General features: G+C 68.0%; 13 protein-coding genes. 9 read left to right on the forward strand and 4 right to left on the reverse strand.

From position 1 onward, the window contains the following. Positions 1-24 precede the first annotated feature (24 nt). The 6 genes from HALKA_RS0101320 to HALKA_RS0101345 are packed head-to-tail and all read left to right on the forward strand — an operon-like array spanning position 25 to position 6,362. The gene (locus tag HALKA_RS0101320; protein ID WP_018256300.1) at positions 25-2,238 is read left to right on the forward strand and encodes a type II/IV secretion system ATPase subunit; all 2,214 of its coding nucleotides are present in this window, start codon (positions 25-27) and stop codon (positions 2,236-2,238) included. Continuing rightward, positions 2,228-4,120, forward strand: coding sequence for a type II secretion system F family protein (locus HALKA_RS0101325; RefSeq protein ID WP_018256301.1), 1,893 nt, complete (start codon positions 2,228-2,230; stop codon positions 4,118-4,120). The genes HALKA_RS0101320 and HALKA_RS0101325 overlap by 11 nt, the downstream gene beginning before the upstream one ends. Further along, the gene (locus tag HALKA_RS0101330; RefSeq protein WP_018256302.1) at positions 4,117-4,824 is read left to right on the forward strand and encodes a DUF7289 family protein; all 708 of its coding nucleotides are present in this window, start codon (positions 4,117-4,119) and stop codon (positions 4,822-4,824) included. Before HALKA_RS0101325 ends, HALKA_RS0101330 begins: the two co-directional genes overlap by 4 nt. Next, complete coding sequence (locus HALKA_RS0101335; RefSeq protein ID WP_018256303.1) at positions 4,821-5,270, forward strand: DUF7266 family protein; 450 nt, start codon at positions 4,821-4,823, stop codon at positions 5,268-5,270. Before HALKA_RS0101330 ends, HALKA_RS0101335 begins: the two co-directional genes overlap by 4 nt. Beyond that, positions 5,267-5,965, forward strand: coding sequence for a DUF7263 family protein (locus HALKA_RS0101340; RefSeq protein WP_018256304.1), 699 nt, complete (start codon positions 5,267-5,269; stop codon positions 5,963-5,965). Before HALKA_RS0101335 ends, HALKA_RS0101340 begins: the two co-directional genes overlap by 4 nt. Beyond that, positions 5,958-6,362, forward strand: coding sequence for a DUF7262 family protein (locus HALKA_RS0101345; protein WP_018256305.1), 405 nt, complete (start codon positions 5,958-5,960; stop codon positions 6,360-6,362). The genes HALKA_RS0101340 and HALKA_RS0101345 overlap by 8 nt, the downstream gene beginning before the upstream one ends. A 53-nt stretch (positions 6,363-6,415) precedes the next feature. Here the strand turns inward: HALKA_RS0101345 and HALKA_RS0101350 are convergent, their stop codons facing one another. After that, the gene (locus HALKA_RS0101350; RefSeq protein ID WP_018256306.1) at positions 6,416-6,922 is read right to left on the reverse strand and encodes a DUF3592 domain-containing protein; all 507 of its coding nucleotides are present in this window, start codon (positions 6,920-6,922) and stop codon (positions 6,416-6,418) included. Positions 6,923-7,081: 159 nt separating this feature from the next. Between HALKA_RS0101350 and HALKA_RS0101355 the strand changes: the two genes are divergently transcribed. The 3 genes from HALKA_RS0101355 (at position 7,082) to HALKA_RS0101365 (ending at position 8,964) form a co-directional block, all read left to right on the forward strand. Then, on the forward strand, positions 7,082-7,630 hold the full coding sequence (locus HALKA_RS0101355; protein ID WP_018256307.1) for a DUF7261 family protein: 549 nt from the start codon (positions 7,082-7,084) through the stop codon (positions 7,628-7,630). 64 nt (positions 7,631-7,694) lie between these two features. Then, positions 7,695-8,504 carry a helix-turn-helix transcriptional regulator gene (locus HALKA_RS0101360; RefSeq protein WP_018256308.1) on the forward strand — a complete coding sequence of 270 codons (810 nt, stop codon included), beginning with the start codon at positions 7,695-7,697 and terminating at the stop codon, positions 8,502-8,504. Between the two features lie 226 nt (positions 8,505-8,730). Then, positions 8,731-8,964 (forward strand): HTH domain-containing protein, encoded by a 234-nt coding sequence (locus tag HALKA_RS0101365; RefSeq protein ID WP_018256309.1) that lies wholly within the window; start codon positions 8,731-8,733, stop codon positions 8,962-8,964. On the opposite strand, the gene HALKA_RS0101370 is transcribed toward HALKA_RS0101365, so the two are convergent. The 3 genes from HALKA_RS0101370 to HALKA_RS19890 all read right to left on the reverse strand — a co-directional run bounded on the left by HALKA_RS0101370 (position 8,961) and on the right by HALKA_RS19890 (position 12,695). After that, on the reverse strand, positions 8,961-9,512 hold the full coding sequence (locus tag HALKA_RS0101370; RefSeq protein WP_018256310.1) for a DUF8054 family protein: 552 nt from the start codon (positions 9,510-9,512) through the stop codon (positions 8,961-8,963). The two genes, HALKA_RS0101365 and HALKA_RS0101370, sit on opposite strands and share 4 nt — an antisense overlap. After that, positions 9,509-10,276: a nucleotide-binding protein gene (locus tag HALKA_RS0101375; protein ID WP_018256311.1), complete on the reverse strand. Its 768-nt coding sequence runs from the start codon at positions 10,274-10,276 to the stop codon at positions 9,509-9,511. The genes HALKA_RS0101370 and HALKA_RS0101375 overlap by 4 nt, the downstream gene beginning before the upstream one ends. 61 nt (positions 10,277-10,337) lie before the next feature. Continuing rightward, complete coding sequence (locus tag HALKA_RS19890; RefSeq protein WP_049919911.1) at positions 10,338-12,695, reverse strand: integrin alpha; 2,358 nt, start codon at positions 12,693-12,695, stop codon at positions 10,338-10,340. Positions 12,696-12,884: the final 189 nt, after the last annotated feature.

Genomic DNA, 12,884 nt, shown 5'->3' on the forward strand with positions numbered 1-12,884 from the left:
ACTATCTCGTCCCGAGCAACGCCCATGCTCACAGAGGGGGAGGGAGAGACGAGCGCCCCGACGGTCCCGGCACCCGTCACGCCGGACGACCCGAACGCGTGGTACGCACCCGACGTTCGCGATCAGGACGAGATCCACCCCGGCGTCGTCGTCACCGTCACCGAGACGGCGGCCGGATTCGAGTACGACCTTCGGGACCCGCTGCTGTCGGTCGACGACGCCGACGCGCTCGCGACCGTCGAGGAGTACTTCGCCGACGCGCACGTAGATCGGCCGCGCACGCGCGAGGGAGCGATCGAACGCGTCGAGTCGGGGCTCGACGAGAAACACCAGCGGGTGATCGATCGTCTCGTCGACTGCTCGCCCGCGTCCAGACGACGACTCGACTACCACGCGCTGTGCTCGCTGGCCTGCCTGGGTGAGTTGACGCCCTACGCGCTGGACGACCGCATCGACGTGGCCGATCTGGGTTCGGGGTCCGTGCGCGTCCACACCGACGATTTCGCCCCCGCAGAGACCGATCTCGATCCGGACACGGAGTTTCTGGACCGCTTTGCCAGCGAGCGGCTCGAACAACACACTGTCACCTTCCACGAGTTCGAGATCCCCGTGATCGTCTACCGGGAGAACGTCCTGGGCGACGATCCGTTCACCACGAAGTACGCGGTCCGCGAACCGGACCAGCTGCCGGGCGACGAAGAGCTCATCGAGGCCTGCAAGACGCGCGTCTGGGAGGCCAGTATCGACGGGGTGCTCGAAGACGAGGTCGCGTTCGTCCGCGACCGGGCTCGGACGCTCCTCTCGCGACAGCTGACCATCCGCAACACGCGGGCCTGGTTCGACGCGGCGCGGTACCGGCTCCGGACGGCGCTGGCGGAGTACGACCTGACGGTGCCGCCGGTCGACCGTCGCTTCGCCGACGACCGGCTGGAGGACCTGCTGTACTACGTGCTGCGTGACCTCGTGGGGTACGGGAAGCTGACGGTCCCGGTCCGAGACCCGACGCTGGAGGACATCGAGGCCAACAGGGTCGACGAGCGGATCAAGGTCGTCCCGCGGCTGGACGTGGGCCACAACGAACGCGTCCCGACGAACCTCTGCTTCGAGAGCGAACGGGCGTTCGTCAACGTCGTGACCAAGCTCGCGGCCGACGACGGCACCGAACTCAACGCCTCGACGCCGAGCGCGAAGGTGAACCTCAGCCCCGACGGCGTCGAGGAGACGATCCGGTGTGCCGTTGCACTCCCGACGATCAGCGAGGACGGCCCACATATCTCCATCCGGAAGCAGTCGCCGGACCCGATGACACCGGTCGACCTGATCGAACGGGGCGCGCTCCCGACGGAACTGGTCGCACTGCTGTGGCTGTTGTACGAGCACCACGGCGTCGTGCTGTTCTGTGGGCCGACCGGCGTCGGCAAGACGACGCTGATGAACGCCCACATGCCGTTCATCCCCTATCGTGATCGCCCGATCTCGATCGACGAGGGGTCCCGAGAGGTGTTCATCCCACACGAGACCGGCGTCTCGCTGACGACCAGAGACCACGAACGGGACCACCGCCGCGTGACGATGGCCGACCTGATGACCGAGTGTAACTACCTGAACCCGGACGTGGAGGTCATCGCCGAGGTCAACACGCCCGAGAGCTTCGAGACGTTCGCCGAGACGCTGAACACGGGTCACGGGCTGCTCGGGACGACTCACGCCGAGGACGTGGAGACGCTGGTCAACCGCGTCGTCGAACAGGGCCTGCCCCCCTACCTCCTCCAGGAGATCGATCTCCTCGTGTTCCCGAAGCGAGTGGGCGAAGACCGCTTCGTGGGAGAGGTCGTGGAGATCGTCGACGAGACCACCTACCGAGCGCTCGACCGGGACGCCGACCGCTGTGGCGTCGTCCGGAAGGCCGACGCCACGGTGTACTGGAACACCGTCTGCACACGCGGTCGAAACGGCGAGTTCGAACTCGCGGGGCTGGTCGGCGACGGGAGCGATCCGATCCACGCCTTCGAGCGGCTGGCCGACCAGACCGACCAGACGGTCGACGGCGTCGAAGCCATGTTCGAACGCCGACACCGCTACGTCCAGTATCTCGTACAGGAGGGGATCACCGACGCCGACGAGCTGTTCGCGCTGCTTGCGGACCTCGAGACCGACGAGGCGGCGACGGTCGAGCGGCTACACCGCCAACGGGCCGACGAACCGACGGTCCGCGGGGAGGAGATCGATGGCGACTGAGACGCCACGGCAGCTGAACCCGCTCGATCGGGGCCTGTACGCCCTGTTCGCACAGCACGCAGACAGCGGCCGCCACGACGGTGACAGAGTTCGGTACCGGGCCGCAGATCTGGACGCGAGCTTCGAGCTGTATCTGGCCCGAACGTACGGACTGGCCTGGGTGGCCGGACTCGCCGGGTGTCTCTTCGTGCTGGTCGTCACCGCGGTCGTCCCGCCGGCCGTCCTGGCCGAGGTCGTCGCGTTCTTCCGGAACGGCGTGCCCATCGTCAATCAGGTCCACTGGCCGGTCGTCCCGCGACCCGTCGTCGCCGTCGGGGCCGGGCTGGTCGGCGGTGGAACGCTGCGATTGCTCGTCTTGCGGGTCGGTAGTACGTACCTGCGGTGGGTGGGCGAGGCACGGCGCAGCGACATCGAAGCGACCCTCCCCGGTGCCGTTCGCTACCTCCGCGTGCTCGCGTCGGGAGAACACGATCAGCGGGCGATGCTCGGCCGCGTCGCCGACCAGGACGCCTACGGAGAGACAGCCGTCGCCTTCCAGCGGATCCTCAACCGGGCTGCGCTGACCGGCAGTCTCGACGAGGGGCTGGAACACGTCGCAAGCGAGACGCCCTCGCGGGATCTGCTGGCACCGTTCCTGCTGAAGTTCCGCGAGCACGCCAACCAGAGCGCCGACGCGCTGGAGGGGTACCTCCAGATGGAGGGGCGGCTCCTCTCACACGAACAGTCGCGTCGCCACGAGCGCGCGACGGGGTTCCTCGAACTCCTGGCCGAGCTGTTCGTCGTGTTGCTCGTCTTGCCGGCGCTGCTGGTGTTGATCGTGACGATCATGGGCGTGCTCTCGCCGGGGCTGTCAGAGCGGGTCGCCACGCCCGCGGGACCGATGACCGTCCGGAGCGTGCTCGTCTACGGTAGTGCCGGCTTCGTCCTCGCGGCGGGCGCGTCGGCGTCGCTGCTGGTCGCTGCGATTCGGCCACACAGCGCCAGCGCACCGTCCTACACCGCTCCGGCGTCGCTCCGCTCGATCGTCGAGACGGCGAGTCGGAACCCCGCAAGCGCTGCGCGCGTGCTGGCCCCGACGGTACCCGTCGTCGTCGCCGTCCTCGCGGGACTCGGGTATCGGCCGATCAACGTCGCCCTGCTCGCCTACGTCGCGTACGGACTCCCGGTCGGGGCCGTCGCAGTTCGACGCGCCAAAGTCGACGACGCGAAAGACCGCGAGATTCAGGACTTCGTCCACGCCGTGTCGGGCCACGTCAGTCTGGGTCGGCCGTTCAGCGAGGCCGTCGAGCGGGTGGCCGAGGAGGTCGATCTGGGCGCGCTCCAGTCGGACGTGGACCGGCTCGCGTTCACGCTCGGCCTGACCGCCAGTCCGGACGACGACGCCACCGACGGCCGGGCCGCGGCACTCGATCGGTTCGTCGAGCGGGTCGGGACGCCGATGGCAGAGCAGACGATCGGGCTCGTCGTCGGCGCTCTCGACGCCGGCAGCGACGCCGAAGACGTGTTCGAGACCCTCCAGACGGAGATCGGGAAGCTCTACCACGAGCGCAAAGCGCTCCGCTCGTCGCTGCTCGTCTACGTCGCCGTCGGCTGGACGACGGCGCTGCTCGTGGTCGGGATCGTCGTCGCGGTCAACGCCTACGTGCTGGACGGGTTCGCACAGCTCTCGACGGTGTCGAGTGGCCCCGGAATCACGATCGATCCGACCGCCGTCGATCCGCCCCGAGACCGCTATCGGTTCTACGTCGTCACGCAGGCGACGATGCTTGGCTGTGGGTGGTTCGCCGGCACCGCGAGCCGCGGGCGCTACGAGGCGCTGTTACACTCGGGCGCGCTCGTCGCCGTGGCCTACGTCGTCTTCACCGGGGCTGGGATGGTATGACCGAGCGCGCACAGTCTCACGTCGTCGGCGTGGTCCTGTTGCTCGGACTGACAGCCATCGCGATGGGCGGGCTGACCGCGACGATCGGGACGATCGTCGACGACCAGACCGCGAGTGCGGACGCGACCCGCGTCGCAGACGACCTCGACGCCGCGTTGCGGCCGGTCGAGACGACGGGGCATCGCTCGGCGACGGTCAGCTTCGCCGACGGGACCCTCGGCGTCGAAGACCGGGAGCTCCGCGTCCTCGACAGCAGTGGCGTCGTGGCGACTGTCGAGACGGACGCCGTGGTCTTCGAGAGCGAGCAGCGCCGCGTCGGGGCCGTCGCCGGTGCGATCACCCGCGGTCGGGGAGACAACACGTGGCTCAGAGCGACGCCACCGATCACGAGCGGGCCAGGGGTTCTCGTCGTCGGCGCACAGCGGCTCAACGGCACCGGCAGCGTCGGCGGCACGGGCGGCGTGACGACGACGCTCCGGACCAACGTCACACACGACCGGCAGGCACTCGGGAGCGGCGAGTACCGGGTCGCGATCGAGACGGCGACCCCCGACGCGTTCGAGCGATTCGCACGGGAGCGCGGTCTGGACGCGACGGTCCGGGACCTCGACGGCGACGGTGTCCCCAGCGTCGTGATCGAGTTCGAGGGGACGCGGACGGCGTATCTGGTCGTCCACGACATGCGACTGGAGGTGGGGACGTGAACGACCGCGCGGTCACGCCGGTCGTCGAGAAGACGATCACGATCGGACTGGTCGCGCTCTTTCTGGCCGGCATGACCACTGCGCTGTTCGGCGGAGCGGTCCCGGCGGCCCGCGACGCCGCCGGTGGGTCGATCGGCGATCGGACGCTGGCGACGGCGACCGAGCGCGTCGAGCAAGCGATCCCGCCAAACGTCGCGAACGTGACCGTCCGCGAGCGCGTCAGGTTGCCGGCGACGATCCGGGGCAGCGGCTACGCGGTCGAAGCCGACGGTCGATCGCTCGTCCTCGATCATCCCGAACCGGCAGTCGGTGGTCGCAGTCGGCTGGTGGTGCCACCGAGCGTACAGCGAGTGAGCGGCTCGTGGGAGAGCGGGAGTGAACTGGTCGTCGTCGTCCGGACGGTCGAGGACGATCTGGTGGTCACACTCCGGGAGGGACGCCCGTGAGTCGGCAGTCGCGGACATCGTGCGGGCGCGCCCAGACCGGACTACCGGCACTCGCGATCGCGCTCCTCGTCCTGACGATGGTGACCGGCATCAGTCTCGCACTGGCCGACGGCGCGATCGGAGCGGCCGACCGCGAGCCCGGTGAGCGACGCGTCGCCGTCTCGCTGGCGGCCGGCCTCGTCGCGCCCGAGTCGCCGCTGACGGAACGCGCGAACGTGCTCGACGAGGAGCGGCTGTCGAACGTCGACCAGCGCCAGTTGCGAACGGCGTTCCCGGTCACCGACGAGACGGCAGTCAGGGTCGAACTCGACGGTGATCCGCTCGTGACGACCGGCACGCCGCGAACGGGGACGACGATCCGCCGCCTCGTGGTCGTCGAGGAGCGAACGACGGAACGGGTCGAGCCGTCGCTGGGCTGGCAGCGGCGCGTGACGCTGCCACAGCGGGGCGCTGGCGCACGCGTCACGCTCGTCCCGCCGGCCGGCACGAACGTGACCACGGTCCGAGCGAACGATCGCGTCGTCCTCCACGACGAGGACGGGCTCGCCGGCACCTACGAGATCGACCTCTCCAGGTTCGAGACCACGACGTTACAGTTCTCGGCGAGCGGCCCGCTACCCGACGGCAGCGTCGAAGTGGAGTACGACGCGATCCGGACGCGCAAGGCGACGCTGGCGGTGACTGCCGATGGATAGGGCACAGCTACCGGTCTCGCTGCTGGAAGCAGCTCTCGGCGTCGTCGTGATCCTCGCGGTCGCGCTGGGGTTCGTCGTCGGCGTGCCCGCGCCCGACACCCGAGAGCCACAGTTGACCGCCTACGCGAACGACGCGGCGACGATCCTGGTGAACGAACCGCCGGAACACCGCGATGCGACCCGGCTGGCCGAGGTTCTCGCCGACGAGCAGTCCTTCCAGCGAGAACGGGGCGAACTACGGGACCGGACCGGTGCGATCCTGCCCGACAACGTCATGTTCAGGCTCGAAACACCACACGGAGCCGTCGGGTATCCCGTCCCCGGGGGCGTCACCACCGGCGAGGCCACCGTGACGACCGTCGAGGGAGCGCTGACGATCCGGGTGTGGTACGCGTAGCCGGCGACACGACGAGTCGGCCGGAGCGACGCGCGGGCGAAAATGGTGGACGGTCACTCGTGGGCGGCGTCACCGCCAGATCGAAGCGTAGAGGCGGCACCGACGAGCGCGGTCACGCCGCCGACGACGACGAACTTCACGGGTCCGTCGGAGGGCTCGTTTTCGAGGAACGCCTGCCCCGGCGAAGCGGGGTTGACGTACGCCGTCACCGTCTCGCCGACCTCGTACTCCGAGAGGGCGTCCTCGGCCGCCGAGCGGGTGTCGTAGTCCGTCGCGATGCTCGACGGGCGAATATCGTTGCCGGTGTAGGTCGTGCCGTCGTACTGGTACTCGAAGGCGACCGTCGGCTCGTAGTCCGTGCGGCCACGCCGCTGGGGAATCGTCTCGACGCCGGTGTCGGTGATCGTCGCCTCGATCGTCGTCGTATCCGACAGCGTTTGGGTCTGTTGCTGGTATTCGTACGCGCCGTAGCCGGCGATGGCGACACCGACCACGAGGATGAAGACACTGCCCTGGAGGAGATCGAGTTGTTTGCCTGCGAGTGAGAGTTTCGGGGACACGCCGACAGCTGAGATCCCGAAACGACTTAAAACCCGGACGCTTGCGACGGGACCGACGACGGCCTCGTACTGTCGAGAGGGCTTCGCGTAGAGTTACGGCAGGTCGCCCGCTCCGAGAGGCGACACTTTATGTTCTATCGAGTAAGAGCGAATCATACTGTGCTTTCGAGACGCCCGGACGCCCGGCGTGGGCAACTCGTCCTCGTCGCGGCAGTCGTCGTCGCCGTCGCGCTGATCCCGATCGTGGTGGCGTATCTACAGCTGGGCTATCACGCCGACGTGCGCGCTGGCGGAGACTACGACGATCCGACGGCCGACGCGACGCGAACGCTGACGCGGGCGCTGGCGACGGCAAGCGCAGACGTACCCGCAGAGCACGGGTGGACCGACCGCGACGACGCGGCGACGACCGTCCGTGATCGGCTCGAACCCCGCATCGAACACGTCGAGCGGGCACGCCTCGACGCCGGCACGGCGCGATCGCTGAGCTACAACGCGACGGACGCCCAGCGGTGGGCGGCGTCGTCGTGTCCGAGTGGCGACGGACGGTCGTTTGGTCGCTGTGTCGCGATCGACGGCGTCGTCGTACAGGAGCGGGCCGATCGGACACACGTCCTGGGCGTCGCCGTCGACCTCACCGTGACGAGCGAGCGCGGACGGACGGTCGCGACGGTACGGGTGCCGACGGTGGCGGGCCGTGAGAGCTGACGAAGACGAACCGCTGCGAGCGTCAGGTATTTGTTTTCGAGAGAACAACTCCGGGAGAGTACCGATGACAGACCGAGAGGTGATGAGCGATCTCCAGTTCCTGACTGGATCGCGTCACCGGGCGACGATGCTCGCCGCACTCAGCGAGGAGCCGCTGCGCCCGACGGAGCTCTGTGACCGCGTCGAGGCGACGAGGACCACGGTCCAGCGAATCCTCGCCGGTTTTCGAGAGCGGACCTGGGCCGAGAAGATCGACGGGCGGTATCGAGCGACGCTGACGGGGCGACGAATACACGAGCGATATCGCACCCTCTGGGAGACCGTCGAGCGAGCCGACAGGCTCGCACCACTGGCGACGCATCTGGATCCGTTCGACGGGCCGCTCCCGGTCGAAGCGTTCGATCGTGGAACGATCACGGAGGCGACCGAGCAAGAGCCCCTGGCAGCCGTCGACCGCATCGTCGAGTGGCTGAGAGACAGCCGGGGCGACCACATCGAGACGACGACACCCATCGTCGCCAACACGTTCAACGAGACCGTCTCGGGACTGTTGGAGACGGATCTCAGCGTCGAGATGGTGATCGACGAGAACGTGTTGGAACGATCGATGACCGACTTCGAGACCGCACTCGAACGCGGGCAGACACACGGGTGTGTCGACGTGTGGGTCGCGCCGGAACCGTTGACCGACGGACTGATGGTCCGCTCGGACCGCGCCGCCGTCGTCGCCTACGACGAGACGAACAACGTCCGTGCGGTGCTCGAATCGGACGACGAGACCGTCGTCGAGTGGGGACGCCGGCAGTTCGAGACGACGAAGGACCGGGCACGACCACTGGCAGACGTACTCTCCGAGAGTAGCGGTGAGGAGTAGCGCGAATCGTCAGCGGGGTGGTGCTCGACGCCGCCGGACGGCGGGTCGAACCACGGGCTCGGCTACGGGGCAGTCCGAGGTGGCGACGCCACCACGTATCGATGGCAGTTCTTACGGCATCTATAGTTACCTGCCGGAAGGTGTTACAGGGTCTGTAACATCATCGAACGCACAGAGCGGGCGGTTCTGCACATCGTATATATACTCGCCGACCGAACTGTCGGACATGTCACCGCCCGGACGTGAAGTCGAGTACACAGAATCCGACGTGATCGAGGTGTTCAAAGACCGCGACGACTACGCCGAGCCGTTGACGGCCTCCGAAGTCGCGGAGTTGCTTGGCTGTTCCCGACGGACCGCCCTGAACAAACTGCACGACCTCCAGGAGGGGACGGATCTGACGAGCAAGAAGGTCGGCGGCCGGAGCCGCGTCTGGTGGATCCCGGTTCGGATGGACTAGTCGAAGCCCCACTCTTCGGCCCGTCGCTTGGCTTCCGCTCGGGCCTGTTGTTTGATCGCGTCGATCTTCGCTTCGTCGTCGAGAAACGCCTCGACTGCACCGGCGTCAGAGCGGTCGGGACCGTCGTCGTCTGCCGGCGTTTCCGTCTCCCGGTCGGCCGGAGCGGCGCGCCTGGTGCTGGCTGCGAGGGCGGGATCGCCAGCGAGACGCTCGGCGGGCATCCCGGGTGGCACTGCGAGTTCGGCGTGATCGCCGATCTGGTCCAGTGCCGCGTCGTCGAGCGCGACGAGCTCGACGTGGTAAGGCCCCGGCATCCCCAGATCGGCCAGCGCACTGGGGCCGCCACGATCCGTCCCGGTGTAGTAGGCCTGTTCGGGCACGCCGTCGCGAAACGTGACGATTCCGTGGCCGCCAGCGTCCAGCAACAGCGTCTCCTGAGGTTCGAAGACGGCGTAGCCGGTCAGGGACCGATCGAGCGCGGCCGCCAGCGGATCGCGCGGCTCGGCGACGACCCGCGAGTGGACCAGCCTGCCCTCGGGAACGTTCATGGCGAGTCGGGGATCACGGCACTCCGGAACCGATCTGCGACCGCCTCGGAGCCGCGATCGCGAACGTCGATTCGCGTCGCCGCCCGCCTGAACGACGTTGCCGGCGGCGAGGACGGCGCGTGAGCCAGCAGTGGCCGGCCGGCCCGCCGAGCCTCACGAGCCGCCTCGCTGGCCGGCACCGTCGCCAGCGTCGGCCCGTCGAAGTACTGCTCCGTTTTGGCTGCGATCTCGTCGATCGCGTCGTCGTCGTGAACCTTGTTGAAGAGGAGTCCGGCCACGTCGGTGCCGTAGGAGGTCGCGTACTCCTGTACTTTGAGCGCGTCAGACAGCGCCGGAATCGTCGGCTGCAAGACGACGATGACGCGGTCGGCCAGTACGATCGGCAACACGGCCGAGCGACTGTCGAGGGCCGCGGCCGAGTCCAACAGCAGGATATCGGTCTCCGCGGCGAGATCGGCCACGACGGCACGCAGACGGGTCGGGTCGGCGTCGCGAAAGTCGTCCAGGCTCGTTCCACAGGGGACGACCGTCATGCCGAACCGCTCGTAGGTCGCCGCTTCGACCGATGCGTCGGCCGCGAGCACGTCGTGAAGCGTCGTCTCCACATCTGCAAGTCCCGCGTGAAACAGCATGTTCGCCATCCCCGTGTCGGCGTCGACGACCGTCACGTCGTACTCCTCGGCCAGAGCCATCCCCAGCGCAAGCGTGCTGGTCGTCTTGCCGGTCCCACCTTTGCCGCTCGCCACCGCGAAGGCCTCGACCATCGTACGATCGGCTGTTTCGCCTTGTTTTAAACAGTTGTGGATGCGGATCGAACGCGGTAGGTCAGTCGCGCCGCCCGACAGCCACCAGCGAGGTCGCTGCCACTCCGGCGATGAAGATCGGCGGCAGTGGCCCCGGACCACTGCCACCGGGTCCGGACTGGGAACTCTGGCCCGGCGGCGGTCCGCAGGATTCCGCGGTGCCCGAACTCCCACCGGGGTAGTTACACTCGTCGGTCGCGGACTTGACGACGACCGTCGAGATCGACTGTCCGGCGCTCCACTGGACGGCGACGACTTCCGACTGATCGTTGTCCTTGAACTCGGATGGGGTCACCGTCACGCCCATCGCGTCACCGCCCTCCGGCGCGAAGGACCCGTCGCCCTGGTCCTCGAATTTGACCAGGAGGCGCTCGCCTGCGGGACACGGATCGTTGCCCGGTCCCTGTTCGCCCGGGACACAGAACGCGACGAAGCTGATCGCCGCGAGATTCTGTGGCGTATCGGTCGGCGTGTCGGTTGGCGTATCCGTGGGGGTATCGGTCGGCGTGTCGGTCGGAGTATCCGTCGGAGTGTCGGTCGGCGTATCCGTCGGCGTGTCGGTCGGCGTATCCGTCGGCGTGTCGGTCGGGGTGTCAGTCGGAGTATCAGTTGGCGTATCGGTCGGTGTGTCGGTCAGGGTGTCGGTCGGCGTGTCCGTCGGCGTGTCAGTTGGCGTATCGGTTGGCGTGTCCGTCGGCGTGTCAGTTGGCGTATCGGTTGGCGTATCCGTCGGAGTGTCGGTCGGCGTATCTGTCGGCGTGTCGGTTGGCGTATCCGTCGGAGTGTCGGTCGGAGTGTCAGTCGGAGTGTCGGTCGGAGTGTCCGTCGGCGTTTCGAGCACTGCGCAGTCGCTGTTCAGCACGTAGGCCGCTCCGGCGTCAGTTGCGGTACTGTCGTTCCGTGGCGCACCGACCGCGATGTCGTCGAAGCTGTCGTCGTCGAGATCACCAACGTCGTCGACCGCACGGCCCGCTCGATCGCCGGCCGCTTCGCCGCGGAAGATCGCGTCGGCGTCACTCAGCGAGATGTTACCCGAGAACGATTCGCTGCCGGCGACGACGTAGGCCGCTCCGGAGGCGTTCCCGTTCGCGTCGTTCTGCGGCGCGCCGACGAGCACGTCGTCGACACCGTCACAGGTCACGTCACCGGAGCCAGCCGACGAGACCGCAACGCCCGCCCGGTCGCGGTCGCCTTCGCCGGTCAGACGCACGTCCGCGTCGGCCAGCGACACGTCGCCAGACCAGTCTGGCTCGCCGTAGACGACGTACGCCGATCCCGCCGCGACCGTTCCGTTGGGATCGGTAAACGGTGCGCCGACGATCACGTCGGCAGTGCTGTCGTTGTTCACGTCACCCGCGTACGAGACCGACCAGCCCGCGCGGTCCGCACCGTCGACGCCACGGAGTCGCAGGTCGGCGTCACCGAGATCCCGCTCGCCGCCGATCGCGCCGTAGACGACGTATGCAGCCCCGCTCCCGGCCGATCCGTCGGCGGCCGTGTAGTTGTTCGCACCGACGATCACGTCGGCCGTGCCGTCGGCGTTCACGTCTCCAGCGTGCGAGATCGACCAGCCGGCCTGGTCGCCCGGCGACTCGCCGGTCAGCGTCGCGGTCGGCTCCGCCCCGAGGTCGACGGTGCCAAACAGCTGCTCGCCGGAGACGAGGTAGGCCCCACCGGCGCTGTCGTTGGCGAAGGGTGCGCCGACGGCGACTCCGTCGGGACCGTCGAGTCCGCTGGCGTTCGAGACCGACCACCCGGCACGGTCGCCCCGCGAGTCGCCGGTCAGCGTCACGTCCGCGTCGGCGAGACTTATCCGGTCGGCCATCGTGTCGCCGCCGTAGACGACGTAGGCCGCGCCAGCGTTGCTGGCCGTGCTGTCGTTGCCCGGTGCGCCCACGATCACGTCTGCGTAGCCGTCGTCGTTCACGTCACCCGCGTACGACACGTCGTAGCCGGCGCGGTCGGAGGCCGCCGCGCCGACGAGGGTCACGTCGGCGTCGGCCAGCGAGACTGTGCCAGGATCGGCCGGGCCGAAGAAGACGTAGGCCGCTCCGGCGTTGGTCCCGCCGGTGTCGTTCTCCGGTGCGCCGACGACGAGATCGTCGATTCCGTCACCGTTCACGTCGCCCGCGTTCGCGACCGACCAGCCAGCGGTATCGTTTTCGGCAGTGCCGACGTACTTCGTTTCGGCGTCCGAGAGGTTCGTCTCGCCGGAGAACCCACTGAGCGCTGACTGCTGGGCGACGATATCGTCCGTTCGCTGTGAGACGCTCGCGTCGTCACCGAGTGCTGTCACGCTCGCGACGATGGGAGTCGTCGCGACGACGGCGACGATCAGGACGACGACCGTCGCCCGTCTGATCTGGGAAGTGTCACTCATTACAGTAGACGAGCGCTGTGACGCACTTCGTTATGTAGACGGAACTAGCGGAAATCCGAGCCAACTGCGTCGAAATCAGCGGCTATCGTGGCAACTGATACGGACGGTTGTAGCGATATCCCGGTGAGTGTCTATCCGTCCGAGCGCTCGCCGGTACGCAACGACAACTGTCCGTACGAAGCAGTCGAC

Source organism: Halomicrobium katesii DSM 19301 (assembly GCF_000379085.1).
GTDB classification, from domain to species: Archaea; Halobacteriota; Halobacteria; order Halobacteriales; family Haloarculaceae; genus Halomicrobium; species Halomicrobium katesii.